The 25750-nt window shown below is 43.9% G+C and carries 24 protein-coding genes; 22 read left to right on the top strand and 2 right to left on the bottom strand.

All coding sequences use genetic code 11. From position 1 onward, the window contains the following. Positions 1 to 10 precede the first annotated feature (10 nt). The 20 genes from RIL182_RS20415 (at position 11) to rsmI (ending at position 19267) form a co-directional block, all read left to right on the top strand. Positions 11 to 1060, top strand: a complete 1050-nt coding sequence (locus RIL182_RS20415; RefSeq protein WP_134523468.1) for an iron-hydroxamate ABC transporter substrate-binding protein — start codon at positions 11 to 13, stop codon at positions 1058 to 1060. Continuing rightward, positions 1041 to 2036 (top strand): FecCD family ABC transporter permease, encoded by a 996-nt coding sequence (locus RIL182_RS20410; RefSeq protein ID WP_006856585.1) that lies wholly within the window; start codon positions 1041 to 1043, stop codon positions 2034 to 2036. The genes RIL182_RS20415 and RIL182_RS20410 overlap by 20 nt, the downstream gene beginning before the upstream one ends. Positions 2037 to 2041: 5 nt before the next feature. Further along, positions 2042 to 3043 (top strand): FecCD family ABC transporter permease, encoded by a 1002-nt coding sequence (locus RIL182_RS20405; protein WP_330368926.1) that lies wholly within the window; start codon positions 2042 to 2044, stop codon positions 3041 to 3043. A gap of 7 nt (positions 3044 to 3050) precedes the next feature. Continuing rightward, the gene (locus tag RIL182_RS20400; RefSeq protein ID WP_006856587.1) at positions 3051 to 3851 is read left to right on the top strand and encodes an ABC transporter ATP-binding protein; all 801 of its coding nucleotides are present in this window, start codon (positions 3051 to 3053) and stop codon (positions 3849 to 3851) included. Positions 3852 to 4058: 207 nt separating this feature from the next. Beyond that, complete coding sequence (locus RIL182_RS20395; protein WP_006856589.1) at positions 4059 to 5078, top strand: Ig-like domain-containing protein; 1020 nt, start codon at positions 4059 to 4061, stop codon at positions 5076 to 5078. 291 nt (positions 5079 to 5369) lie between these two features. Continuing rightward, the gene (locus RIL182_RS21430) at positions 5370 to 5546 is read left to right on the top strand and encodes a hypothetical protein (protein ID WP_015521769.1); all 177 of its coding nucleotides are present in this window, start codon (positions 5370 to 5372) and stop codon (positions 5544 to 5546) included. Continuing rightward, a complete protein-coding gene (locus RIL182_RS20390; RefSeq protein WP_006856591.1) occupies positions 5543 to 6058 on the top strand; it encodes a hypothetical protein in 516 nt (171 codons plus the stop codon). The genes RIL182_RS21430 and RIL182_RS20390 overlap by 4 nt, the downstream gene beginning before the upstream one ends. Further along, the gene (locus RIL182_RS21860; RefSeq protein WP_006856592.1) at positions 6052 to 6321 is read left to right on the top strand and encodes a cysteine hydrolase family protein; all 270 of its coding nucleotides are present in this window, start codon (positions 6052 to 6054) and stop codon (positions 6319 to 6321) included. The genes RIL182_RS20390 and RIL182_RS21860 overlap by 7 nt, the downstream gene beginning before the upstream one ends. After that, on the top strand, positions 6318 to 6995 hold the full coding sequence (locus RIL182_RS20385) for an ABC transporter substrate-binding protein (protein WP_006856593.1): 678 nt from the start codon (positions 6318 to 6320) through the stop codon (positions 6993 to 6995). Before RIL182_RS21860 ends, RIL182_RS20385 begins: the two co-directional genes overlap by 4 nt. Positions 6996 to 7043: 48 nt before the next feature. Then, entirely contained in the window at positions 7044 to 7829 is a 786-nt protein-coding gene (locus tag RIL182_RS20380; protein WP_006856594.1) for a helix-turn-helix transcriptional regulator, read from the top strand. A gap of 195 nt (positions 7830 to 8024) precedes the next feature. Beyond that, positions 8025 to 8744, top strand: a complete 720-nt coding sequence (locus RIL182_RS20375; RefSeq protein ID WP_006856596.1) for an urea amidolyase associated protein UAAP1 — start codon at positions 8025 to 8027, stop codon at positions 8742 to 8744. 72 nt (positions 8745 to 8816) lie between these two features. Continuing rightward, the gene (locus RIL182_RS20370) at positions 8817 to 9470 is read left to right on the top strand and encodes an urea amidolyase associated protein UAAP2 (protein ID WP_006856597.1); all 654 of its coding nucleotides are present in this window, start codon (positions 8817 to 8819) and stop codon (positions 9468 to 9470) included. A gap of 30 nt (positions 9471 to 9500) precedes the next feature. Then, positions 9501 to 13082 (top strand): urea carboxylase, encoded by a 3582-nt coding sequence (uca, locus tag RIL182_RS20365; protein WP_006856598.1) that lies wholly within the window; start codon positions 9501 to 9503, stop codon positions 13080 to 13082. 16 nt (positions 13083 to 13098) lie between these two features. After that, positions 13099 to 14805 carry an allophanate hydrolase gene (locus RIL182_RS20360; protein WP_006856599.1) on the top strand — a complete coding sequence of 569 codons (1707 nt, stop codon included), beginning with the start codon at positions 13099 to 13101 and terminating at the stop codon, positions 14803 to 14805. A gap of 62 nt (positions 14806 to 14867) precedes the next feature. Beyond that, on the top strand, positions 14868 to 15230 hold the full coding sequence (locus RIL182_RS20355) for a P-II family nitrogen regulator (RefSeq protein ID WP_006856600.1): 363 nt from the start codon (positions 14868 to 14870) through the stop codon (positions 15228 to 15230). A 15-nt stretch (positions 15231 to 15245) separates the two neighbouring features. After that, the gene (locus RIL182_RS20350; RefSeq protein WP_006856601.1) at positions 15246 to 15587 is read left to right on the top strand and encodes a P-II family nitrogen regulator; all 342 of its coding nucleotides are present in this window, start codon (positions 15246 to 15248) and stop codon (positions 15585 to 15587) included. 30 nt (positions 15588 to 15617) lie between these two features. After that, a complete protein-coding gene (locus RIL182_RS20345) occupies positions 15618 to 16688 on the top strand; it encodes an ABC transporter substrate-binding protein (RefSeq protein WP_006856602.1) in 1071 nt (356 codons plus the stop codon). Next, on the top strand, positions 16688 to 17470 hold the full coding sequence (locus tag RIL182_RS20340) for an ABC transporter permease (protein WP_006856603.1): 783 nt from the start codon (positions 16688 to 16690) through the stop codon (positions 17468 to 17470). Before RIL182_RS20345 ends, RIL182_RS20340 begins: the two co-directional genes overlap by 1 nt. A 27-nt stretch (positions 17471 to 17497) precedes the next feature. Beyond that, positions 17498 to 18331 carry an ABC transporter ATP-binding protein gene (locus tag RIL182_RS20335; RefSeq protein WP_006856604.1) on the top strand — a complete coding sequence of 278 codons (834 nt, stop codon included), beginning with the start codon at positions 17498 to 17500 and terminating at the stop codon, positions 18329 to 18331. Between the two features lie 90 nt (positions 18332 to 18421). Then, positions 18422 to 19267: a 16S rRNA (cytidine(1402)-2'-O)-methyltransferase gene (gene rsmI / locus RIL182_RS20330; protein WP_044998828.1), complete on the top strand. Its 846-nt coding sequence runs from the start codon at positions 18422 to 18424 to the stop codon at positions 19265 to 19267. A gap of 5 nt (positions 19268 to 19272) precedes the next feature. Here the strand turns inward: rsmI and RIL182_RS20325 are convergent, their stop codons facing one another. Next, the gene (locus tag RIL182_RS20325; protein ID WP_006856606.1) at positions 19273 to 21081 is read right to left on the bottom strand and encodes a DUF885 domain-containing protein; all 1809 of its coding nucleotides are present in this window, start codon (positions 21079 to 21081) and stop codon (positions 19273 to 19275) included. A gap of 215 nt (positions 21082 to 21296) precedes the next feature. Between RIL182_RS20325 and RIL182_RS20320 the strand changes: the two genes are divergently transcribed. After that, the gene (locus RIL182_RS20320) at positions 21297 to 21917 is read left to right on the top strand and encodes a hypothetical protein (protein WP_006856607.1); all 621 of its coding nucleotides are present in this window, start codon (positions 21297 to 21299) and stop codon (positions 21915 to 21917) included. Between the two features lie 138 nt (positions 21918 to 22055). Here the strand turns inward: RIL182_RS20320 and RIL182_RS20315 are convergent, their stop codons facing one another. Continuing rightward, positions 22056 to 23783, bottom strand: coding sequence for an IS1634 family transposase (locus RIL182_RS20315; RefSeq protein ID WP_055195878.1), 1728 nt, complete (start codon positions 23781 to 23783; stop codon positions 22056 to 22058). A gap of 300 nt (positions 23784 to 24083) precedes the next feature. Here RIL182_RS20315 and RIL182_RS20305 point away from each other — a divergent pair, with 300 nt between their 5' ends. Continuing rightward, on the top strand, positions 24084 to 25748 hold the full coding sequence (locus RIL182_RS20305; protein ID WP_006856610.1) for a two-component system response regulator: 1665 nt from the start codon (positions 24084 to 24086) through the stop codon (positions 25746 to 25748). The last annotated feature ends 2 nt before the right edge of the window (positions 25749 to 25750 follow it).

The following is a 25750-nucleotide window of genomic DNA, read 5'->3' as shown; positions in this document are numbered from 1 at the left end:
GAACTTTTACATGAAAAAAAATCATTTATTTTCCATTATCACGGCAGGTATGCTTACCATCACCCTGTTAGCGGGATGTGGGAATACAGGCAGCAACGCAAATGCAGACACAGGAAGTAACACAAATACGGTGCAGGAGAGTACAGAGGATCAGGCATCCGCAGTACCGGAGAGCGAAGCGCAGATAACCGGGGAAGGACAAAATGGTGAGACAATTATTGTGACGGACGTCCGCGGTGAGGTGGAGATTCCGGCAGATCCTCAGAGGATCGTAGATTTAAGCGGCAACAGTGATATCTTATCGATCCTTGGCTATTCCGTTGTGGGAACCGCAAACAGTGATGCTTATGACTATACAAAATTCCCAACCTATCTTGAGGATACATTACAGGGAGCTGAAATTTTAGGTTACAGTATGCAGGATACGATGGATATTGAGGCAGTCATGAATTTAGATCCGGACCTGATTATCATTTCCACGGTTCAGGAAAAAATGTATGACCAGCTTTCTGAGATCGCACCGACAGTCATGATCCAGTTAGAAGCGCTGAACTGGAAAGAAGATATCCGCACGCTTGCACAGGTATTTGGCAGAGAGGATGCGGCAGATCAGTGGATCAGTGCATATGAAGAGAAGGCGAAAGAAGCAGGAGAAGCAGTTCGTGCTGCGTATGGAGAGGATACCAGTTATCTGTCATTTTTAGCGAGCGGTGGACAGTTCTTTGTATTCACAGGTGCCGGATTTGGAAGTGTGCTTTATGAAGATATGGGACTTGCAAAACCGGAAGGTCTGCCGGAGCAGAGTGATATTTCCCTGCCGGTCGTAACATATGAAGGTCTGGCATCGATCGGAGCAGATTATATTTTCCTGATGGCAACGGATGAAGACAAAGCAGAACTTGACCAGAATGCAGTCTGGAATAGTCTGCCGGCAGTACAGAGCGGACAGGTGGTAGAACTTCCGGCATCACCGTATTTTAATCAGGGTTACAGTCCGATCGGACGTGAGCTGCTTTTAGATGAGATTTTGGAGATGTTAGATGGAACGGCAAAGAATTAAGCGGACCTGGGGTGTTGCGATTGCAGGTGTCTGTCTGCTGATACCGGGAATTTTGCTTGCGGTCTGTATGGGCGCCATGGAGATTCTGCTGGTGGATATCTGGAATGGCATTTTTCATAATACAGGATCTCTTACGGATATGATGATCCGCGACGTACGGCTTCCGAGGGTGATCTGTGTACTGGTGACAGGCGGTATCCTTGGAATGACCGGAGCAATGATGCAGGGGGTGACGCGAAATCCGATTGCGGAACCGTCACTGCTCGGAATCAGTCAGGGGGCGACGCTTTTTGTCGCCCTTCTTTACGCATCAGGAATTGGTGCAACTGCAGGAAATACGCTGCTTGCAGCATTGCTTGGAGCGTTTTTTTCCGGTGTGCCTGTACTTATATTTACCATGAAAAATCCGGGAAATTTAAGCATTACAAAATTACTTTTAGCGGGAACGGCAATGAGTACTTTTTTTACGGCACTCACTTCGGTGGCGGGCCTTTTGTCGAATCAGTCACAGATGGTTGGATTCTGGGTATCCGGTGGATTTCGCGGGGCAACGTGGCTGGATGTAAAAATTATTTTAGCGGTAGGGATACCGGGATTTTTAGCAGCAGTGCTCCTTGCACCGAAAATTAATGTGATCAGTCTCGGAGATGATATGGCAACCGGACTTGGTATCCATCCGCAGAGGGTGCGCCTTATCACAATTCTTTTGATGATTCCGTTATGTGCGGCAGCAGTGGTGGTGGGAAAAACAATAGGTTTTGTCGGACTTATGATTCCACAAACGATAAGGTTGTTTGCCGGCACAGATTACAGGCGGGTAATTCCGCTTAGTTTTCTGTGTGGCGCAGTACTTTTAACTTATGCGGATATTGCAGCGCGCATGATTTATCAGCCATATGAAGTACCGATTGGAATTTTTACAGCAATGCTTGGAGTGCCGTTCTTTTTGTATATGGCAGGAAAGGAGCGGGGATGATGCGTATGAAAAAAAGAAAAACAGCAGTTTTTGCGTGCGTGATTGTATTGTTTTTCTGTGCCATCCTTTTAGGACTTTGCTGGGGAAGTTATGAGATATCGGTGCATGAGGTCATTGCGACGCTGCTTGGAAATGGAACCAAAATACAGAATACGGCAATTTTTGGAATCCGTTTACCGCGTATCCTGCTTGGTATTTTTGTGGCGGCAGGGCTTGCGATATCGGGCGGTGTTTTACAGACAATGACAAGGAATGAGCTCGCTGACCCGGGAATCATCGGCATCAATGCGGGTGGTGCAACGGCAGCAGTGCTGTTTATCCAGTTTCAGACGAACGCATATTTCAGTGAACTTGGGACATTTTCTATTTACCTGCTTCCACTGATGGCAATTTCAGGGGCACTTGTGGCAGCATTTTGTATTTATTTTCTTTCCAGCAGGAAAGGATTAAAACCAAAACGTCTGCTTTTGACCGGAATTGGGATCAATGCCGGACTAAATGCGTTTATCACTTTTTTTATGTTCAAGGGAGGTCCTGGGGATTACAACCGGGTAATGATCTGGACGTCCGGCTCACTCTGGGGGGCCGGATGGGCATACGTCAGAGCTTTGGTACCCGTGATTTTACTTGGTGGGGCATATATTTTTTATAAAGGCCGAATGTTGGACGCATTAAGTTTTTCGGATGAAACGGCGATTGGCTGGGGAATTTCCATCGAGCGTGAACGGAAAAAAATGTTGCTCTGTGCAGTTATTCTTGCGGGAGCATCGACTGCATTTGCCGGAAATATCGGCTTTATCGGACTGCTTGCGCCGCATGCAGCAAAAAAAGTTGTTGGAAACGGACACCGGGTATCACTGCTTCTTGCGTCTTTGATCGCTGCAGTCATGCTGATTTTTGCAGATACGGTCGCAAGAAATTTATTTTCACCAATCGAGATTCCGGCGGGAATTGCGGTGTCGCTGGTTGGTGTACCGTATTTTGTATACCTGATGTGGAAGGAGTAGCGAGGATATGGAAACAATAAATGCGATAGAGGTAAAAGGACTCTGGGCGGCATATGAGGATCGCATGATCATAGAGGAGATGAATTTAAAAATACCGAAGGGAAACATCACGATCATTATCGGTGCAAACGGCTGTGGAAAATCCACGCTGTTGAAAGTGATTTCAAGAATTTTGCCTGCAAAGAGGGGTGAAGTCCGGATTGATGGAATGGATATCCGCAAAGAAAAAGCAGAACATATCGCCAAAAAAGTTGCTGTTCTCCCGCAGACTCCGACCTGTCCGGATGCAATTACCGTGCGTGAGCTGGTTTCCTACGGACGTTTTCCTTACCGCAAAGCGATTGGAGGCATGAGCCGCCACGACATAGAGCAGGTGGACTGGGCACTTGAAAAAACAGGTCTGACAGAAATTTCCGGCCGCCCTGTGACAGAATTATCCGGCGGACAGAGACAGCGCGCATGGATCGCCATGACACTTGCGCAGGAGACGGAAATGATCTTGCTTGATGAGCCGACGACATATCTGGATATGGCATATCAGCTGGACGTGCTGCAGCTTTTAGAGCGCATGAATCGGGAAAAACAGCTTACGATCGTGATGGTGCTGCATGACTTAAACGAAGCCTGCCGCTTTGCAGATCACATTATTGGACTGAAAAATGGTAAGGTTGTCTGTGAGGGAAGACCGGCAGATGTGATCACGAGGGAAAATATCCGGGAAATTTATGGGATTGATGCAAAACTGGTGATGAGTGATGGAGGATACCCGATCTGTATGGAATTTGACAGAGTTATAAAAACTTTATGATTTGTTCGATTTACAACCGTAATTGACTATGATAATTTAATATTAAGGCTCTTTGGTGGGGAAAATGCGCCGGAGAGTCTTTTCTTTTGTACGATTCCCGCCATCCGAAAAAATAGATGGTTTTGATGACAGATATCTGTCCGCAAAAACAGGTTTATCTGTGAAATATATCATCTATTAATCAGAGAAGGATTGGGGGAAATATCTATGAAATCAGGAAAAAAAGTCATCCGGGTGGCATTAGCCATCCTCTGCATGGTTTCCATGCTTTTTATTTCAGAGTATCAGAAAGTAGAAGTATATGCAGCCTCAGGATATGGGTTCATTTTCTTAAGTGCATATGAAAAAACATTAAAAACAGGGGACACTTATTGTCTGTCTGTGGTTTCATCCGGCAGTAAAAAACCGACATTTACATCCAGTGATTCAAAGGTCGCATCGGTTAATACCTACGGAAAAATCACCGCAAAAAAGGCGGGAAGTGCGACGATTACGGCAAAAACAAAAAATGCGGAGGCAAGCTGTAAGGTTACTGTCACAAAGACAAAAGTTACCTTAAATAAGACCAGCCTGATATTGGAAAATGGGGAAAGTGCAGTGCTTACGGCAGCCTCATCCACCGGGCATAAGGTAACGTGGAAGTCGGCAAAGACAAGCATTGCATCGGTAAGTGAAAATGGAAAAGTAACAGCAAAGAAGCCGGGAACAACTACGGTTACTGCAAAGGTTGACGGTACATCTGTGAATTGTAAAGTGACAGTAAAAAGTCCGACAGTCCGCCTGATGCCGTCTAAAATTTCGTTATACAGACGGGAAAAGTATAAACTTAAGGTATCTTCCACGTCAAAAACAACACCAGTGTGGAAAACCAACAAAAAAAGTGTGGCGACTGTGGATGAAACAGGAAAAGTAACCGCGGTCAAACATGGAACGGCAGTCATTACTGTAACCGTAGATGGAGTCAGCAAAAATTGTGAAGTGACGGTCAGATCTCCAAAGATTACATTTGAGCAGACGACGATTACACTTCATCCGGGGGAACGTGCAAGAGTAAATGCGACGGTATCTTCCGGCAATCAGCCGGCGTATTCCTGCTCTAACTCCAATGTGGTGTCGGTAGATGCAAACGGGGTTATCACTGCGAAAGCAGCTGGCAGGTCTTATGTCTACGCCAGTGAGGATGGAACAAAGGAACGCATGACGGTGTATGTGAAAGAGAAGGAATAAAAGGTGCAGGGATTGTTGTATAGACAAAAACTGGAATAGGAACAAAAGCACAAAGTCAGGCATGGCATCAGATTGTGAAAGAAAATTGCTGCTGTTCACACAATAGGTGTGAACAACAGCAGGAAACAGATGGCGGGAAGTACAAAAGATAAATGGAAGTTGCATGTTTACACCAAAAATAAAATCCGCTAAAATATAGAAAATTACAGAATGCAGATACAATTCACAACAATAGAATGTTCGCAAAGCGCAGGCTATTATTTTTTATATCGGAGAAAGGCGGTAGTGAGGATGGAGGATATGACAGAAAAAGAACTGATCACGGTTTTAATTGATAAATATACAGATTTACAGCGCATCAAACGTGCAAACAATGGGGTGGAAAATCAGGAGCTGGAGTATCAGATCAAAGTGACGATTGCAAAGCTGGCATCTCTTGGAGTGTCCGTGGAGGATATTACGTTATGACAGAAAAAGAATGGCGCATGTTCAATGACATTCTTCTGGAAATCTATTATGCCGGAAGCCTGGAGACGTTTGGAGAAAGATGTTTAAAACTGATCCGTATATTGATTCCATATACGCAGGGTTATTTTTTAGTGATAGATGAAGACGGCAGGTTAGACGTGGCGCATTCGGTATTTGAAAATGTGGATCCTGTCATGAAACGGAAATACTTAGATACTTATTTTGCAAAAGACTATCTGATGCAGATGTGCAATTTTACAAAATCAATGGCATACCGCGATACCGATCTTTTAACGGATGAGAAACGAAGAGCATCGGTGATTTACCGTGAGTATTTTAAACCCCAGAAATTAGATATGGGATGCGGGCTTATCATTATGAGATGGAAATTTTGCAGACATTTCTGCCTCATTTTGAAAAAAATGTTTTTGCCTATGCAAACCATTATGTTTCGGGTGCGGCTGATTATTTTGATGGCATCGAGCCGCTGCCGGAAGAATATCAGATGGTAAAAAGACGGTACAGCGGTTTCTTTGGGACGGATCTGGAGATTTTGTTAAAAGGACTTGGAATTGAGCATATCTATGGGGTTGGTTTGCTGACGGATGTCTGTGTACATTATACCTGTGCGGATGCACATCAGCATGATTATCATATTCATGTGGTACGTGAAGCAGTGGGAGGATCGTCTCTTGTGGCGCATGAGGCAGCCCTCGCAGCAATCGAATATTTACAGCATGGAGCAGTGATCAGTGAGAAAGAGGTGTGTGAATGATGAAGAAAAAAATAATTTCGATGGTACTTGTTTTGACGATGGCGTCAAATCCGTTTGTGGGATTGGCGCCATTTTATGTTGCGATGGATAAAGGATTTTTCAAGGACTGTGGACTTGATTTTTCCATGGTGGATTTTGATGATTCGAGTGCATCCTGCTCAGCATTGTTAGCTGGAAAAGTTGATCTTGCGTATACAACTTTGGATGCAGCGATCATTGCGGAGAGCCAGTATGATGAAGATATGCTGGATGTAACGGCAATCGTGGACGAGTCTGCCGGAGCTGACGGAATCCTTGTCAAAAATGATATTAACAGTATTGCAGATCTGAAGGGAAAGAAAGTCGGCGTGTCTATCAACCAGACGTCACATTATCTGCTGATGCAGGCACTTGAGACAGCAGGACTTACGGATGCGGATGTAGATCTTGTCAATATGACTTCCTCTGATGCCGGAGTATCCTTTATCAGCGGTGATCTGGATGCGGCAGTTACATGGGAGCCATATCTTAGCAATGCGGTAGAGCAGGGAGTTGGAAAACTCATTTTTTCCAGTAAAGATGCCCCGGTTTCTATTTTGATAAAGGAATTATTGAGAAGCCAGTGGAACCGTCACAATTACTGGCAGAAGAATAATAGCAGGATCCGGCTGCTTTTAACGGATATTGTCGTATGATTTTTCCTGTGATAGAATTGGGGAAAATACGAGTTGGAATGAGCAGATATGGAAAACACATTAAAAGAAACAGAATGGCTGACCATCAATAAAGTGTTGCTGGAAATGTATGATATTACCAATATTGATCAATTTACGGAACGGGTGTTAAAAACTTACCGTATGTTGATCCCATATACGAAAGGATATTTCATTGTTTTTAATGAAGCAGGCGGCATTGAAAGCGAAAAATCGTCCTTTATTGAGATGGAGCCGGGAGTCTATGAAGAATATCTGGATTCTTATTATGAAAAAGACTACATGAAATATACATTTGAATTGTCTGAGCATACGATCACTTACCGTGATACCGATATTATGGAGGAGTCACTGCGGCAGAAAACAGAGTTTTATCAGGGATTTTTAAAACCGAATCATATCCCGTTTGGCGCGGGGATACTGCTTCGCAGATATGGAAAACCGATTGGTATTGTTAATTTTTTCCGAAGTGAACTTCTTGGGGATTTTTCGGACAAAGATATGTTTATCTTAGAAGTGCTAAAGGGGCACCTTTCCCATAAATTGGCAGGACTACTCAATGGAACAAAGCAGGCGGCAGGCAACAGGAATAAGATGCTTGCACATCTTGCGGCAGAATTTGAACTGTCAGAGCGGGAAAAAGAAGCACTGACCTGTATGGACGGGGGAATGACAAATGCCCAGATCGCAGAGAATATGGGAATCAGTCTTTCTACGGTAAAAAAACATGTTTACCATATTTTTGAAAAAGTAGGGGTAGACACCAGAGCGCAGCTTCGTAATGTTTTAGAGACATATAACTCTACAAAGTTCTAAAAAAGTTCTAATTATACAGAAAAAAATGCATACAAAGTTCAATTGTCACATTATTTTTCCGATGCTACAATCAGTGCATAAGAAAACAGAAAGAGGAAATGCAAAGGTGCATAAAAAGCAGCCTTTGCGTTTCTTCTTTTTTTGTACCCAAAATAAGCGTTTGATCAGCAGATTCAAAGAAAGGTGGAAATTATTATGAAGAAAATCTGGAGCAAGACATTAAGACCGGGAGAAAAATGGTCAGGAAATATTGGACGTGGAAAATATATTCATTTCAAGGCGCTCGGCGATGACGCAAATGTTTCCATGTTGATGTACAACATGTTAGATACTTCGGAGCGCTATAACATGCCGGATACGTTAAAAGCACAGTTTATTTCCTCCCTGACAAAAGGAAATGTGCTGATGAGCGATAACGGACGTGTGTTGGCCAGTATCGTGGAGGACAGCCTTGGATGGCATGATACGATCTCAGGATATACGACAAGGCTTCTTACCGATGAAAAATACGGAAAGACAACTTACCAGGAGATGAGAAATGACTGGTACCGCTGCGGTGAGGAGAACTTCAAAATGGAGCTGGTGCGCAACAATATGAGCGCGAGAGATTTGGTCCCGTGCGTGAACCTTTTCTCAAAAGTTTACATTGAGGAAGATGGCAGCATGCATTTTGAGGAAGGCCACTGTAAAGAGGGAGCAACCGTAACACTCCGCACGGAAATGGATATGATCTTTATCGTATCAAATACACCAAACCCGTTAGATCCGGCAAAAGAATTTCCTTCGGTTCCGGTTTCCATCGAAGTATATGATGCACCGGAAGTTGATCTGACCGATGAATGTGTCAACTATCGCCCGGAGAACTACAGAGCATTTGAAAATACATGGGAATATTACAACCTGCTGGGACGTTAAAAGGCAGAACGGAGCCAAATCAGTAAACAATCAGGCAGAGAAAATTGTTGTAGAAAACGGAGGTTAAGAGATATGTACGGATTTATAGAGAAAACAAGTGATTTAAAAGAAGAAAATGCAATTTATAACGAAGTCGTGGAAGCCGGGAAAGGCTGGATGCATGAACTGCTTCCGGGACAGTCCTTAAGAATTGTAGACATGGAAGGAAATCAGGCAGTCGATACCACATTTTATGATATGACCAACCCGGAGGATCATTATGGCGCAATTCCAACGATCGTAATGCAGAAGAATATTTATCTGACAACAGGTACGATCCTAAGAACTGAGTCAGGAAAGCCGTTGTTAGAGATCACGGCAGATCTAACCGGACGTCATGACACGATCGGCGGTGCATGTTCCGCACAGAGCAATACCGTAAGATATGCAAGAGAAAAAATTTACATGCACAATTGCAGAGACAGCTTCATGTTACAGCTTGCAGATGATACGCATGGTTTCATGAAACGTGACCTTGCCCCAAACATTAACTTTTTCATGAATGTTCCGGTGTCAAAGGATGGCGGTTCAAAATTCGATGATGGTGTTTCTGCACCGGGCAAATATGTGGAGATGAAGGCGTTAGAACATACGATGGTGTTAGTCAGCAACTGTCCGCAGCTCAACAATCCATGTAATGCATACAACCCGACCTCGATCAGGATGCTGATCTGGGACGCAGAGTAAAAAGTGTGAAAAAAGTTTGGAGGATTCCCTATGTTTGATAAAGTACTGATAGCAAATCGTGGAGCAATCGCAGTTCGAATTGAACGTACCTTAAAGAAAATGGGAATCGGCAGTGTTGCTGTATATTCGAAGGCGGATCAGGATAGTTTACATGTGGAACGTGCAGACGAGGCAGTATACATTGGCGATGGTACGGCAAAAGAGACATACCTTGATACAAAAAAGATCATAAAGGCTGCACTGGATACTGGTGCAAAAGCCATCCATCCGGGATACGGATTTTTGAGTGAGAATACAGATTTTGCAAAAGAATGTGAGGAAAACGGCATTAAGTTTATAGGTCCGGATTCTGAACAGATCAAATTGTTTGGATTAAAACATTCCGCAAGAGCACTTGCTGCTAAAGCAGACGTTCCATTACTTCCTGGAACCGGACTTTTATCCGGTGTTGAGGAAGCAGTTACAGAGGCTGAAAAAATCGGATATCCGGTTATTTTAAAGAGTACAGCAGGCGGCGGTGGAATCGGAATGAGGATCTGTAACTCCACCGAAGAATTAAGGCAGGCATATGATGCAGTTTGTCATCTCGCAGCAGCAAACTTTAATGATGCAGGCGTATTTCTTGAAAAATATGTAACGCGTTCCCGCCATGTGGAAGTGCAGATTTTCGGCAACGAATACGGTGAGACAACAGCACTGGCAGAGAGAGACTGTTCGGTACAGAGAAGGAACCAGAAAGTAGTTGAGGAAAGCCCGGCACCAAACCTTTCGGATGAAGTCAGGGAAAAAATGTATGCGGCAGCAGAACGGCTTGCAAAGGAAGCTTCCTACAGAAGTGCCGGAACGGTTGAATTTTTATATGATGATCAGACGGAAGGATTTTATTTCCTTGAGGTAAATACAAGACTTCAGGTAGAACATGGTATCACAGAGGAGGTACTTGGGATCGACCTTGTGGAGTGGATGGTCAAAGAGGCTGCCGGTGAGTTAAAAAATATAAAATCACTGGTACATAAGCCGCAGGGACATGCGATCGAGGTTCGTGTCTATGCTGAGGACTGCATTAACGGATTCCGCCCTGGCACAGGAAAGATCGATGCGGTTACATTTTCACCGGAAGCGCGTGTGGAGACCTGGATCCAGAAAGGTGTGGAGGTAACATCCCTTTATGATCCGATGCTTGCAAAACTGATCGTACATGGAAGTGACCGTGCCGATGCGATCGCAAAGATGGAACGTGTACTTAGGGATTCAAGAGTGTATGGAATTACCTCAAATATGCAGTATTTAGCAGCACTGTTAAAAACAGAAACCTATCAGACCGGTGCATTATTTACCGGAATGTTAAAAGATTTTATGCCACAGGAGCATGCAATCGAAGTACTTGACGGCGGAGTACAGACAACGGTTCAGGATTATCCGGGCATGATCGGTTACTGGTTTGTCGGAGTTCCACCTTGTGGCCCAATGGATGCTTATAACTTCCGAATTGGAAACAGCATTCTTGGCAATGATGAGAGTGCACCGGGATTAGAGCTGACATTAAGAGGCGGCAGTTACCGTTTCCGTACAACCGTAAGTTTCTGTATCACAGGTGCAGATATGAAGGCAACCTTAGATGGAGTGGAGATCCCGATGTATCAGGTGGTACATGCATCCGCCATGCAGGTGTTGAAATTTACAGACTGTAAAGTCGGAATGAGAACCTATCTCTTAGTGGCAGGCGGATTTGATATGCCAAAGATCATGGGCAGCAGTTCTACCTTTATTGATGGAAAATTCGGCGGACACAACGGACGTACCTTACGCACCGGAGATGTGCTTCGTTTACAGGAAAAATGTGTGATCGATTCGATCGATTCCATGCCGGAAAAATATCGTCCAAAACTGACGAATGAGTGGACGATCGGTGTGATCCCGGGACCACAGCCGACACCGGAATATTTGAAACCGGAATACTTAAAGACCTTAACAGAATCTGAGTATGAGGTAAACTTTAACAGCGCGAGAACCGGTATCCGTTTAAATGGTCCGATCCCGCAGTGGGTACGGGAGGATGGCGGCGAGGCAGGACTTCATCCGTCAAACATTCACGACAATGCCTATGCGGTAGGTACCCTGGATCTGACCGGTGACCAGTCCATTTTACTTGGACCGGATGGTCCGAGCCTTGGCGGATTCGTATGTTCCGTGACAACGGCAAAAGGCGAGATGTGGAAATTAGGACAGCTTCATCCGGGCGATAAAGTTCACTTCAGGCTTCTTGATTTAGATCAGGCAAAGGAAATCCGGGAAGCGGAGGAAGCAAATCTTCGTCATGAATATAAAGAAGTTGTACTGCCGGAGCAAAAAGATCTTGATTATCATTACGCGATCCTCGCAGAGGAAACGGCAGCGGGAACAAAGATCGTTGCAAGACTTGATGGTGAAGATAATATTCTGGTGGAATACGGAGAGATGGAACTCGATATTGCGATCCGTTTCCGGGTTCACGTTCTCATGCAGGAGTTAAAGAAAAAAGATCTGCCGGTCATTGACCTGACACCGGGCATCCGTTCCTTACAGATACATTTTGATATCGAAAAGATTTCCCTTAAGGAAATGCTTGCAGCGGTACTTGAAACCAACCGCACATTACCGGAACTTTCCGATGTAACGGTTCCGTCAAGAATCATCTGGCTTCCGTTATCCTGGGATGATCCGCAGACACAGCTTGCAGCGAAGCGTTATCAGCAGACGGTAAGACCAAACGCACCATGGTGTCCGAGCAACCCGGAATTTATCCGCAGGATCAACGGCTTAGACAGCATAGAGGATGTAAAGAAGATTGTATTTGATGCGGATTATCTGGTACTTGGACTTGGCGATGTTTATCTTGGAGCTCCGGTTGCAACACCCGTTGATCCGAGACACCGTATGGTAACGACCAAATACAACCCGGCAAGACCATGGACACCGGAAAATGCAGTTGGAATCGGCGGCGCATACCTGTGTGTATATGGTATGGAGGGTCCTGGCGGTTATCAGTTTGTCGGACGTACCATTCAGATGTGGAATCCGTTAAAAGAGACAGAATATTTCAAACATGGAAAACCATGGCTGTTGGATTTCTTTGATCAGATCCGTTTCTATCCGGTCAGCGCAGAGGAAATCTTAAAAGACAGAGAAGATTTTCTTCGTGGCAGGTTCAAGATTAAGATAGAAGAGACAAGCTTCAACCTTGGAAAATATGAGCAGTTCTTAAAGGAACATGAAGATACGATCCGGGCATTTAAAGATCATCAGGAAGCATCTTTTGAGGCAGAGCGGAAGATGTGGAAAGAAAAAGGACTCGATGAGTTTGATTCCGAGACGCAGGATGCACCTGCAATCGTGGAAGAAACCGTACCGGACGGCTGTGAGGCAGCAAGAACCAATATTCCGGGAAGTGTATGGAAGGTATTAGTCGAGGACGGACAGAAGGTCAGAGAGGGGGACACTCTTGTGATCTTAGAGAGCATGAAAATGGAATTCCCGGTTACGGCAGAGTACAGCGGAACCATTGAAAAAGTATATTTAAAACCGGGCGAACAGGTAAATTCCGGACAGCTTGCGGCAAGTATCCGCGTGTAAAAGGAGAGTGATAAATATGAAATATTTCCCCAAAAAACTGACAATGACATGGATCAGAAACAGTTATAAAGAAGGATCACTTACTCCGGAGGAGCTTGCCGGAGAGATCGTGCGCCGGGCAGAAAAGTACAGGGATTATAACATCTGGATTGTCGCGCCGGATCTGAAACGGATGATGGGTTACATTGAAAAACTTCCAAAAGATATGGAATCACTTCCATTATGGGGTATTCCGTTTGCAGTCAAGGACAACATTGATGTGGCGGGATCTCCTACGACAGCAGCGTGTCCGGATTATGCATATGATCCAAAAGAAGATGCAGCGGTTGTAAAAAAACTGATCGAGGCAGGTGCATTTCCGGTCGGGAAAACCAACTTAGACCAGTTTGCAACAGGTCTTGTCGGAACAAGAAGCCCTTATGGAGAAGTAAAAAACGCACTTGATCCAGAGCTGATCAGCGGTGGATCAAGTTCCGGTTCCGCAGTCTCTGTGGCACTTGGAATGGCAGCGTTCTCACTGGGAACAGATACCGCAGGTTCCGGCCGTGTACCGGCAGCATTAAACTGTCTGGTCGGCTACAAGCCGTCTCTCGGTGCCTGGTCGACCAAAGGAGTGGTTCCAGCATGCGCAAGCCTTGACTGCGTTACCGTGTTTGCAAACAGCCTGGAAGATGCAGAGAAAGTCAACCTTGCGGCACGCGGCGTGGATGAAGAGTGCTGCTGGTCAAGGGAGTACAAAGAGCCACTGCCAAAACTTCCGAAAAAAATCTGTCTGGCAAAAGACGGTGTGACATTTTATGGACCATATGCAGATATTTACAAAGCAAAATGGGAACAGGCGAAAAAGCGGATCGAGGATATGGGGATTACCGTGGAATATATCGATTACACGATGTTTTCAAAGGCAGCATCCATTCTTTATGACGGACCCTGGGTGGCAGAGCGCTGGAAAGATCTCGGTGATTTCGTGGAGAGCCACCCGGGAAAAGTATTTCCGGTAACAGAAACAATTTTAAGGTCAGGCGATAAACCGGAGCACACGGCAAGAAAAGTATTCGAGGCGATGCACCAATTACAGGAATACCGGATGCGGGCAAGACACATTTTAAAAGACGCCGTTCTCATCATGCCGACGGCGGGCGGTACATTTAAAAGAGATGATGTCAGAAAAGATCCGATTTCCACAAACAGTCAGATGGGACTTTATACAAATCACTGTAACCTGCTTGATATGTGCGCCATAGCAGTGCCGGAAAATACGGCAGATACAAGCATTCCGTTTGGAATCACTATTTTCTCATTATCCGATCAGGAGGGCGAGATCCTTGGTACAGCGGAACAGTTTTTACAGACACAGAGCATTCCGTTTGCGGTATGCGGACTGCATAAAAAAGGATTTCCATTGGAAAGCCAGCTGACAGAGCTTGGGGCTTCCTATCGGGAAAGTGTAAACACCGCACCACATTACAGGCTGTACCGTCTGGATACGGTACCGGAAAAACCGGGGATGGTGTATGACGATAAAAAAGGCGCTGCGATCGCAGTTGATATCTATGAACTGCCGGTTGTGAGTGTCGGAGCATTTTTAGGTGAGATCAGGAAACCACTCTGTATCGGGAATGTGGAATTATCCGATGGCAGGATCGTTAAAGGTTTTCTTTGTGAGGAATACGGGCTGGCAAACGCAAAGGAGATCACTGATATCGGGAAGTACGAAGTGTAACAATAAAGACGTAATAACAAACATGTAATGATAAAAGGCATAAATAAGGAATGAAGTAGTTAATGAACAATAAGCAGGAAGAAATGGAGGAAACAAACATGAAGATGATAAAAGCGATTGTCAGACCGGAAAAATCAGAGGATGTGCTCGATGCACTGCTTGCAGGCGGTTTTGCAGCAGCAACCAAAATGAGCGTGCTTGGACGTGGAAAACAGAAAGGTTTAAAAGTAGGTGACACCTATTATGATGAAATCCCCAAAGAACTGATCATGCTTGTTGTGGAAGATGGGGACGTGGATAAGGTGCTGAAAGTAATTGTTGAGAACGCGAGAGTGGATAAAAACGGAACCTACGGAGATGGAAAAATTTTTGTCAGCGATGTGGAGCGTGCAATCACGATCAGCAGTGGAAAAGACGAGTTATAGGACGGAGGTGCCGCGATGAAAGAGGTAATGATTATATTAAGACCGAAAATGTATTTTCCGACAAAAGATGCCTTAGACCAGGCGGGATTTCATTCTATGACGATCCGTGAGATCATCGGGCGGGGAAAATGTCCGGTACATTACGATTATGATGAGGGCGCACCGGTAAAACACAGACTGGTCGCAAAAAGAATGATCGATATGTTTGTCAGGGATGAAGATTTACAGAAACTGATCGACACGGTTGTGGAGGTTAATAAGACGAATCATGCCGGAGACGGAAAAATTTTTGTACTTCCGGTTAATGATGCGATCCGCGTAAGAACCGGAGAAAAAGGAATCGAAGCGATCATGTAAGCGCAGTAAGAGGAAGAGGAGGACAACCATATGAAAAAAATTAAGAGAAGTATCAGTATTCTGCTCATTGCAATGATGGCACTTGCCATGTTAGGAGGATGTGGAAATAACAGCACATCAGGAAACAGTACAGCAAATGGTGATAGTGCAAAAGCGACGGAAAAGACCGCAGATGCAGGAGAGGCAAAAGGAACAGAGAGCAATCCGTTCATCCTTGGTGTTAGTCCGATGTCCGGCTGGTATGCATGGTATGGCGTGAAGGACACCGGTATTTTTGAACAGAATGGTGTCTATGTTGACCTCCAGTTTTTCCCGGTATACAGTGATTCGCTGACCGCATTTTATTCCGGACAGGTGGATGGTATCTGTATCGCAGCTTCCGATGCGGTAGCGCCGGTCAATGAGGGTGTGGATTTTAAAGTTGTTTTAGTCAATGATAACTCCTACGGTGCAGATGGTATCGTGGTACAGGATGGAATTAACAGTATTGAAGATTTAAAGGGTAAGACAGTTGCAACTGAGGTTGGTACCTTAGAGCATATGTTTTTGCTGAAAATATTAGAAGAAAACAATATGACGGTCGATGATGTCAACTTTGTCAATATGACGATCAACGATGCAGGCCCGGCATTCATTGCGGGAAGTATCGATGCAGCAGTGCTCTGGGAGCCGACACTTTCCACAGCGATAGGTGCAGGTGGAAAACTTTTGTACAGCACAAAGGAAGAGCCTGGTTTGATCCCGGATACACTTGCGGTCAGACAGGAAGTGTTGGATTCAAGTTCCGATGCGGTACAGAAAATCGTCGATTCCTGGTTTGATGGTGTTGAAAAATTAAATGCAAGAGATGATGATTTCATTCAGGCAATCTGCGACGGTGCAGAACTTACCAGAGATGATTATATGACCATGTTAGACGGTGTTACTATTTTTGATAAGGCAAAGAATGAAGAAACTTTTAAAGACGGAGAGGATTATACCTATCTTTCTTATACGTTACAGAAATCGGCAGAGTTCCTGTTATCAACCAAGATGATCAATGAGATCCCGGATGATTTAAGCTCTATTTTGGATGATACCTACATTAAGGGGGCAGAATAATGATTCGAATTAAGATAAGAAAGGAAATCGACAGAAAAAAATATCTATTGTTTGCAATACTTTCATTTGTCATTGTACTTGCTGCGTGGCTGATTGCAAGTGAGAGTGGTGCGATCAAGGAAATTTTTCTTCCGAAACCACAAAATGTGGTGAACTACTATATAGAGTCCATCAAGGATGGAAGCCTGCTTCAGAACACAGGCATCAGTATTTACCGTATCACTCTTGGTTTTGTATATGCGGTTCTTTTAGGTGTTCCGATCGGTATTTTAGTTGGAACATTCAAAAAGGCAGAAGCATTTATCCGCCCACTGTGTGAGTTTGTCCGTTATATGCCGGTTCCGGCATTTGTACCTCTTATCATGGTATGGGTGGGAATCGAAGAAAGTGCGAAGATCACGGTCATTTTTATCGGTACATTTTTCCAGCTTGTATTAATGGTTGCGGATGATGCGCTTGCGGTACCGGATGATCTGATCAATGCCGGTTATACATTAGGTTCGAACACACCGAAAACGATCTTTAAGATCTTAATTCCGGCAATGATGCCAAGACTGATGGAAACACTGCGTATGATGATCGGCTGGGCGTGGACCTATTTGGTCAGCGCCGAACTGGTAGCTGCAAATACAGGACTTGGATACACAATCTTAAAATCGCAGCGTTTCTTAAAGACGGACGCTATTTTTGCCAACATTATTTTGATCGGTCTGCTAGGACTGATTACGGACCGTATTTTTGCATTTTTAAATAAAAAACTGTTTCCGTGGGCGGCTGCGTAAACCGTTAGAAAGGTAAGGTTTTAGCATATGGGATTTTTTAAGAAAAAAAAGAATATACTTCCGCCTGCGGAAGATCATATAGAGGCAAATCTTGCAAACAGTACCGTTTATGTCAGAGATCTGCAGAAAATATATCCATCTGCCAAGGGCGATGTCCAGGCGATGAAAGATGTGAATATCAATGTCATGGAAAATGAATTTGTTTCGATCGTAGGACCGTCCGGCTGTGGTAAATCCACTCTTTTGCGTATGATCGGCGGTCTTGACACTGCGACATCGGGAAAGATCGTCATTCAGGATCGTGACATTATAGGCCCTGGAGCGGATCGTGGCATGGTATTCCAGTCCTATACACTTTTTCCGTGGATGACAGTCGGAGATAACATTAAGTTCGGATTAAAACTGCGGAAAATGCCGGCGGACCAGCAGGAAGAGATTCTGAATAAATATTTAAAGATCATCAAACTGGAAAAATTCCGTGACAGTTATCCAAGGGAGCTTTCCGGTGGTATGAAACAGAGGGTTGCGATCGCGAGAGCACTGGCAAACAGCCCGGAGGTATTACTCATGGATGAACCGTTCTCTGCCTTAGACCCGCAGACCAAAGCGGACATGCAGCTTTTAATGCGCCAGATCTGGCAGGAGGAAAAGCCGACTGTTATTTTTGTCACACACGATATAGAGGAGGCAGTCTTTTTATCCAGTAAAATTTATGTGCTGACACAGAGACCGGGAACCGTAAAGGCAGAGGTTCCGGTATTGCTGCCATATGATCGTGATCTGTCACTCAAAGATACGGATGAGTTCATTGAACTCCGCAGGAAGGTGAATCAATTAATTGAACATGAAAGCTTATCTTAGTATAACGCAGGATTTTCTTGTCAATTTTACGGAGTGGTTTTATAATGTGCTAATAAGAATCAGCATAATATTCCGAAAATGGAGAGAACGATGGCAGGAAAATTATATTTATGTGCAACACCGATCGGCAATCTTGAGGATATCACCTGCCGGGTGCTTCGCACATTAAAGGAAGTGGATCTGATCGCAGCGGAAGATACCAGAAATTCGATCAAACTGTTGAATCATTTTGAGATCAAAACGCCGATGACAAGTTATCATGAATACAATAAAATAGAAAAAGCCTATCAGCTTGTAGATAAGCTGCGGGAAGGAAAAAATATTGCACTGATCACGGATGCGGGTACGCCGGGAATTTCGGATCCGGGCGAAGATTTAGTGCGCATCTGTTATGAGGAAGGGATCGAAGTGACTTCCCTGCCGGGAGCGGCGGCATGTATTACAGCGCTTACCATGTCAGGTCTTCCGACAAGACGTTTCGCATTTGAGGCGTTTTTACCGCGGGATAAAAAAGAGCGTGCCGCTATTTTGCTGGAATTAAAGGACGAAACGCGCACGATCATCATTTATGAGGCGCCGCATCATCTGGTCAAAACATTAGAAGAACTGTATGATACGCTCGGAGACCGGCAGATCTCTATCTGCCGGGAACTCACAAAACGCTATGAGGAAAAGATGCGTACGACGTTGTCGGACAGCCTTGTCTATTATGGTGAAAATGAGCCGCGCGGAGAGTATGTGCTCGTGATTCATGGAAAAACCTTCGAGGAACTTGCCGAGGAGGCAAGAAAGTCCTGGGAGGATATGTCGTTAGAGGAACATATGCAGGTATATGAAAGCCAGGGGACACCGCGCAAAGAGGCGATGAAACTGGTGGCAAAAGACCGCGGCATGAGCAAACGGGATGTATATCAGGCACTGCTGAAGGAAGAGTAGATTCGTCACTTCTGGTAAAAATCTTTCAGATAATCCTTTACGATTTGAAACGGTGCCGGGCCGATCGAAAGCACTGCCTGATGAAATGAGATTTCATTATAATCACTGCCAAAGATTTCCTTTGCATAGTCCTTTAATTCCAGAAACTGCAGATAACCCACATAATAACGGAGATAATTTGCCGGTTCTGATATGATATAGCGGTAAATCTCTGCAATGGTGTCCGGATCGCTGATCCCGTAATCGTTCCAGAATTTTATCGTATCGGCAAGCGACCAGCCGTCATAATGGATGCCGATATCGGTCGAGGCATAAAGGCTTAAAAGGGCAGACTGGTTTAAGGCGAGAAGCGTTGCGGCATCCTCCCTCAGCCCGGCATAATGATAGGACATCATCTCCACATAGGTCGCCCAGCCTTCCACATATCCCGGATAGTTTAAAATACTGCGTATCGCCGGCAGTCCGGACTGATAGGACATGATCGTCTGATACAGGTGGCCGGGAAAACCCTCATGGGCGAGCGTTGTGAAATACCGCATGGTGGATGCATCCGTTTTTGCATTGATATAGATAGAATTGGCATTGTAATCATCAATTGGTGCAGTGATATAATAAGCCGGTGCAAGATAATCTTCCATACATTCCTCAATAGGACTGACGGTGTAAGAGACATCAGGAGCCTTTGGGAAATCTGCCTGCATCTGTTCTTTCAACTGTTCTAAAACAGAGGCGGGTTCTGCATAGGAAAGAGAGGCTTTCTGTGCATCCTTCCAGAGAGAGGGATTTGAATCCGTCAGGGCGGCCGCTTCACTTAGATCAGAAAGTCTTTTCTGACCGATCATAGTCTGTATATCCGCAATCGAATCCGCACAGCCGGTATTTTCGTAGACGAGATATTCGTAATAATCCCTGCCGTGTTTCAGATAACAGAGCCCTTTTTCATTTTTTCCGCTGCCAAGCAGGCTGGTTAAGGAAGATGCCAGTGAAGTATAGGCAGGGAAAATCACTTCTTTTACAATCTTTTCATTTTGTTTTTTATAGGCGGTCTTCTGTTCATCTGACAGATCCTTAAAAGCATCCACTTTTTTATTGAAAGTTAAGATCAGATAATGATCGTCCCCATCGTCTGCAAAACGGGAACACTGTTCGATCACACTTTTACAGATGGCATCGGACATAAAGAGCCCGGCGGCAGCTTTTTGTTTTTCAAAAGCAATGATCTGGTCAAAATAGGAACCGGTCAGGGGCAGCAGTTTCAGGTAAGTTTTGATGTCATCTTCGGAGGAAAAACGATACTCTTCATAAAGTACTGGAAGCTGTGCCTGAGTGCCGGAGGAAGGGTTTAAGTATTCTTCATAAAGTGAAAAATCAGTCCCCTTTTGCTCCATGGCAAGGTAATCCGACAAAATATCGTAAGTCAGCTGCCGGGTTTTGGAAAGTTTTTCGCGGTCAAAACGTTTTAGGGCGGCAGTCGTGTTTTCCAGGGCTGCACGGTTTTCATTTGCTGCCTGACTGGAAATACTGCCAAGTGAAATTGGAACTTCTGTGATTCCGTAAGATTCCGGGGAGGAGAGGGAAAAATGAAGGTTTATGGTATTCTGGGCAACCTCCGAGCGGAAAAGCTGCAGTAAAAACTCGTCAAAGGCATTCGCGGATGAGCTGTCTGTGCGTTGATTGTCATTATCAGTGGATTCAGAAGAAACGGAATCTGCCTGATCCGGTTCATATCCGGAAGAGATACGGGCAGACTGATCCGGAGCATGCCTGGAGAAAGCGCATCCGTCTGAGAAAACTGTGGGGAAAACGACCAGCAAAATGAGAAAAAGTGTGGATATCCGGCTTAAGCGTGGAAATTTGTGAAAAATATCAGAAAACCATATCAAAATAAAATACCTCAGTTAAAAAATCCAGGTGTTAGTGATATATATGTTGACATTTGGAAAAAATAACTGAAAAAGTTCTATATGAATAATGGTACATATATGGCGGCATATAGAAATAAAATAAAAGAAAAACCGGAGAGGTACATATGAATTATCTCTGGGCATTTATGATCTTGACAGGCGTTGTATTTGCCGCATTTCACGGCACACTTCCGGCGGTTACGCAGGCAGCGCTTGACTCGGCAAAAGAGGCGGTAACACTCTGTATTACCATGATGGGAGTGATGTCTTTCTGGGTTGGACTGATGAAAATCGCTGAAAAAACAGGTATCATTGCAGGATTGTCAAGGCGTCTTGCGCCGGTGCTGCATTTTCTGTTCCCGGATATTCCAAAAGATCATCCGGCAAATAAATATATTGCTACCAATATGATTGCCAATATATTCGGACTGGGATGGGCGGCAACACCAGCCGGATTAAAAGCGATGGAGGCGCTGGCAGAATTAGAAAAAGAGCGTGGAAATAAAGCATTTTCAGATGAAAAAACAAAAAAAGGAGAGCGGACCGCCAGCAGCGAGATGTGTGATTTTTTGATCATCAATATTTCATCCCTTCAGATCATACCGGTAAACATTATTGCCTACCGCAGCCAGTATGGAAGTGTGAATCCGGCGCAGATCGTCGGTCCGGCACTGATCGCAACGACATGCAGTACACTGACTGCGATTATTTTTTGTAAAATCAGACAAAATATTTACAAAATCTGACAAATAATTCGTTGTACTATTTGATAAAAGACATTATAATCTCATCTTTGACAGTTGATTAGTTAAAAAAGTGCCACAATCCCTGTAAATACAAGGGGCGTGGCACTTTTATCTGCATACACGAAATATAGTAATGTTTTATCTCCGCTTACTTTTTTTCTGAATTCCTTTCATTTTCCGTTTTGTTATGAATTGATAGTCCGTTCTGAATCCGCAGGTTTCATGGAGATCATCAGTGATTTCCTGACGTTCATATACCGGCATGAAGCCCTGTTCTTCTATATCCGTAAATTTTATGTCTTTTAAAGTGTGAAGTAATTGTTCTGTGGTATAAGTCCCTTTCAAGGAGCGGTTTAATAACCGGAAATGTAACAGAGCAAGAAAGCAGGTGAGGAAATGAGCTTTAATCCGATCTTCACGGTTTAAGTAAACGGGTCTGGCTTCAAAGTCTGTTTTCATAGTTCTGAAACAGTCTTCAATCTGCCATCTTCCTTCACTGACTTTTAAGATATCTGCAACGTCATCATCAAGCAGGTCTGTACATACCGCATAAAGTCCGTCATACATTTCTTCTTCAGCAATCTTATCCGTATCGAGATAATAGTGGATCTTAGCTTTTTCTCCTTCGTTGGTTACAGCTACCTTATTTACAAATCTTGCAGGATCATTTGGATTTTTACGCTGTTTTTTTAGAGAGCCATTTGCAACCATTTTTTCTGCCCGACAGATCTGCTCCGCACGGATGGCTTTCTGATAAGCGGCATATTTAGGGGAGTAGGTTATGATTAATTTTTGATCCAGTTTTTTTGTTGTCAATGGTTCGTCTTTATAATAAAGCTGGTTCTTGTCATCATCTGTCAGTTTTGTGAGATCAACAGGTTTATCATCTGAGAGACGTTTGAAGCCAGTTTTCTTTAAAGCCCATGCCCGATCTTCAGCAGGCAGCTTTTTGATGGACTGAGTGACAATAAATGCCCTCTGTCCCATGTGATTAAGAACACGGTTATCCTCAGAAGCAAGTCCGGCGTCACTACAATAGATAAACTTATCACAGCCGAATTGTTGGAGAATCTTTGTTTCTAAAGGTTTTAAGGATTTCTGCTCATTTTGGTTTCCAGGAAAGAGTGAGAAAGCCAAAGGTATTCCGTCACCATCTGTAAAGAGTCCCATTTGAATAATGGGATTCGGACGGTGCTCTTTGCTTTTTCCGTATTTTTTATCTCCATCTTCCTGTTCGATTTCAAAGTAGTAGTTTGTGCAATCATAATAAAGGATCCGATCCATTCTGTCACCAAGAAAAAAGCTGTTTTTATAAACTTCTGATTGAATAAAATCCATTTCAGAAGCAAGAACAGAAAGAGCTCGGTAAACATCATGAAGTTCATAAGTTGGAGGCTCAAGGAACTGTTTTGCTGCTCGAAAGGAAGAACTTTTGCTGGAAGGTTCCAGAACCCTTGTATAAATTAAATCAGATAAAATAGCATTAAGATCATACTCGAATTTATGTCGGCTTTTGATTTTTCGGCAGACAGAATCGAGCTTAAGTCCATAGTAAATAGACTGAAGAAAAAGATATCCGCCAGAAAAAAGTTTCTGCTTATTATAGTCCATGAGTCTGTTGGAATGAAATGGAATCATGACAGTAGCATCCTCTTTTTCACTTTTATATTTCAGTGTTTCAAGACGAGCCTGTTCATTTGCCCATTCAACAACTCCGTCACGATCCGTGTGGAGCTGTGCCGATAATTCAGCTAACGTACCTAATTTTCGGATGGTTTTGGAAGTACTTTTCCCATTGGCATTTGTATAGGACTGAGTGATGTAAAAGGACTCAGAATTTTTTGATTTTGATGTTGTTATACGCACAATAATCACCTCTGTCACTATTATACCACATATCACCAAATATTACTATATAATAAAAATAAAAATTTGACAAAAAAATAAGCCTATTTCAAGGCTTTGTGGTACTTTTTTGGATTTCAATGTGTCAAACTCCCGTGATCGCAACGACATGCAGTACACTGACTGCGATTATTTTTTGTAAAATCAGACAAAATATTTACAAAATCTGACAAATAATTCGTTGTACTATTTGATAAAAGACATTATAATAAGAATAGATTTATGTGTAAGACAAATCCTCAGAGAAAGTGAGGGATACCAATGAAAAAAAATAAGATCTTGATTGTAGATGATAATAAGCTCAACAGGCAGTCCCTGGCTGATATTTTCCGTAAAGCTTATCAGATCGTAGAGTCAGAAGACGGGAAAAAGGCACTGGAGTATCTGAAAAAGGATAAAGGACTTTCGGTAGCGGCAATTATACTGGATCTTATTATGCCTGTAATGGATGGATTTGCTTTCCTGGAGGAATTCAAAAAACACAGCGAATATAAGTATATTCCGATCGTCATTGCGACAACGGAAGACAATGTGGAAAATGAAAAACGCTGTCTGGAGTATGGGGTATGGGATTTTATACCGAAGTCATTCCACCGGGAGATCATCTGGTTTCGTGTCATGAACGCTATCAAAAGGAGCAAACAGCACTTTTTAGAGTATGATTCCCTGACAGGAATTTATAACCGTCAGATGTTTTACCAGAAGACGAGGGAGATGCTAGATGACAGTAAGGATGAGACATTTGCATTTATCCGGCTGGATATTGACCGGTTTAAAATGATCAATTCTTTCTATGGTGCGGCAGAAGGAGACCGTCTGTTAAGATGTATGGCGCACAATATCTGCGGTGTACTCAGTGCATATAAGACGTATACTTATGGCAGATTAAATTCCGATGTTTTTGGAATCTGTGTTGCGGTAGAAAAAGAACAGGATGCACTGCTGATCGCCCAGAAGATCCGGGAACAGGTGAAGAAAAACGGGGAGCTGCGCTGTTATCTTGAGACGTCGGCGGGATGTTATATCATCCGGGACAAGGAGATGGAGGTATCGGCAATCTATGAGCATGCTGTAATTGCGGCACAGGAATGCAAGGGGCAGTATATGCATCATGAGGCACTCTACACGGAACAGATGGGAAAAGAGATGCAGCGGGAGCAGCAGATCATAAACGAAATGGATACGGCACTTGAGGAAAAACAGTTTGTCGTTTATTTTCAGCCGAAGTATGAGTTAGATGGTTATACGCCGCGTGGCGCGGAAGCACTTGTACGCTGGAAAAAACCGGATGGGACGATGGTTTCACCGGGAGAGTTTATACCTGTTTTCGAGAAGAACGGTTTTATTATAAAACTTGATTATTATGTGTGGGATCAGGTCTGCCAGCTTATTGCCACGGCGTTAAGAGCAGGACGTAAGCCGGATCCGATCTCTGTGAATGTTTCCCGTGTCAACCTTTATAATCCAAATTTTTTAGAGTCACTGGTCAATCTTGTGGAAAAATACCGGATACCACCGGAGTACCTGCACTTAGAACTGACGGAGAGTGTTTTTTCCGATACGGAAAATGTCATCTTAAATGCGGTGAATTATCTGCACAAGGCAGGATTTACAATTCTGATGGATGATTTTGGAAGCGGATATTCATCTTTGAACGTGTTAAAGGACATTGATCTGGATGTGCTGAAAATTGATATGAAGTTTCTTTCCAAAGGCAAAGATGATGGGCGCGGAGAAAAGATCTTAGCGGCAGTTATCCAGATGGCAAAAGCGCTGGATATGCCGGTCATTGCAGAAGGCGTTGAAGAAAAGAAACAGGTACAGATGCTAAAGAGACTTGGCTGTAATTATATTCAGGGATATTATTTCGCAAAACCGATGCCGCAGGAGGATTATGAACGGCTGGCGCGAAAATCGCATGAATAATG

Source organism: Roseburia intestinalis L1-82, assembly GCF_900537995.1.
Taxonomy (GTDB): Bacteria; Bacillota; Clostridia; order Lachnospirales; family Lachnospiraceae; genus Roseburia; species Roseburia intestinalis.
Note: the sequence above shows the minus strand (reverse complement) of the source record. Positions and strands in the feature narration are given on the sequence as shown.

Excerpts from the sequence above, each read along its gene's own strand:
- RIL182_RS20320 (WP_006856607.1), top strand. The coding sequence starts at position 21,297 with ATGAATTATCTCTGGGCATTTATGATCTTGACAGGCGTTGTATTTGCC.
- RIL182_RS20305 (WP_006856610.1), top strand. The coding sequence starts at position 24,084 with ATGAAAAAAAATAAGATCTTGATTGTAGATGATAATAAGCTCAACAGG.
- RIL182_RS20405 (WP_330368926.1), top strand. The coding sequence starts at position 2,042 with ATGAAAAAAAGAAAAACAGCAGTTTTTGCGTGCGTGATTGTATTGTTT.
- RIL182_RS20350 (WP_006856601.1), top strand. The coding sequence starts at position 15,246 with ATGAAAGAGGTAATGATTATATTAAGACCGAAAATGTATTTTCCGACA.
- RIL182_RS20410 (WP_006856585.1), top strand. The coding sequence starts at position 1,041 with ATGGAACGGCAAAGAATTAAGCGGACCTGGGGTGTTGCGATTGCAGGT.
- uca (WP_006856598.1), top strand. The coding sequence starts at position 9,501 with ATGTTTGATAAAGTACTGATAGCAAATCGTGGAGCAATCGCAGTTCGA.
- RIL182_RS20370 (WP_006856597.1), top strand. The coding sequence starts at position 8,817 with ATGTACGGATTTATAGAGAAAACAAGTGATTTAAAAGAAGAAAATGCA.
- RIL182_RS20390 (WP_006856591.1), top strand. The coding sequence starts at position 5,543 with ATGACAGAAAAAGAATGGCGCATGTTCAATGACATTCTTCTGGAAATC.
- RIL182_RS20340 (WP_006856603.1), top strand. The coding sequence starts at position 16,688 with ATGATTCGAATTAAGATAAGAAAGGAAATCGACAGAAAAAAATATCTA.
- RIL182_RS20385 (WP_006856593.1), top strand. The coding sequence starts at position 6,318 with ATGATGAAGAAAAAAATAATTTCGATGGTACTTGTTTTGACGATGGCG.
- RIL182_RS20345 (WP_006856602.1), top strand. The coding sequence starts at position 15,618 with ATGAAAAAAATTAAGAGAAGTATCAGTATTCTGCTCATTGCAATGATG.
- RIL182_RS20415 (WP_134523468.1), top strand. The coding sequence starts at position 11 with ATGAAAAAAAATCATTTATTTTCCATTATCACGGCAGGTATGCTTACC.
- RIL182_RS20375 (WP_006856596.1), top strand. The coding sequence starts at position 8,025 with ATGAAGAAAATCTGGAGCAAGACATTAAGACCGGGAGAAAAATGGTCA.
- rsmI (WP_044998828.1), top strand. The coding sequence starts at position 18,422 with ATGGCAGGAAAATTATATTTATGTGCAACACCGATCGGCAATCTTGAG.
- RIL182_RS20380 (WP_006856594.1), top strand. The coding sequence starts at position 7,044 with ATGGAAAACACATTAAAAGAAACAGAATGGCTGACCATCAATAAAGTG.
- RIL182_RS20355 (WP_006856600.1), top strand. The coding sequence starts at position 14,868 with ATGAACAATAAGCAGGAAGAAATGGAGGAAACAAACATGAAGATGATA.
- RIL182_RS21860 (WP_006856592.1), top strand. The coding sequence starts at position 6,052 with ATGGTAAAAAGACGGTACAGCGGTTTCTTTGGGACGGATCTGGAGATT.
- RIL182_RS20400 (WP_006856587.1), top strand. The coding sequence starts at position 3,051 with ATGGAAACAATAAATGCGATAGAGGTAAAAGGACTCTGGGCGGCATAT.
- RIL182_RS20360 (WP_006856599.1), top strand. The coding sequence starts at position 13,099 with ATGAAATATTTCCCCAAAAAACTGACAATGACATGGATCAGAAACAGT.
- RIL182_RS20395 (WP_006856589.1), top strand. The coding sequence starts at position 4,059 with ATGAAATCAGGAAAAAAAGTCATCCGGGTGGCATTAGCCATCCTCTGC.
- RIL182_RS20335 (WP_006856604.1), top strand. The coding sequence starts at position 17,498 with ATGGGATTTTTTAAGAAAAAAAAGAATATACTTCCGCCTGCGGAAGAT.
- RIL182_RS21430 (WP_015521769.1), top strand. The coding sequence starts at position 5,370 with ATGGAGGATATGACAGAAAAAGAACTGATCACGGTTTTAATTGATAAA.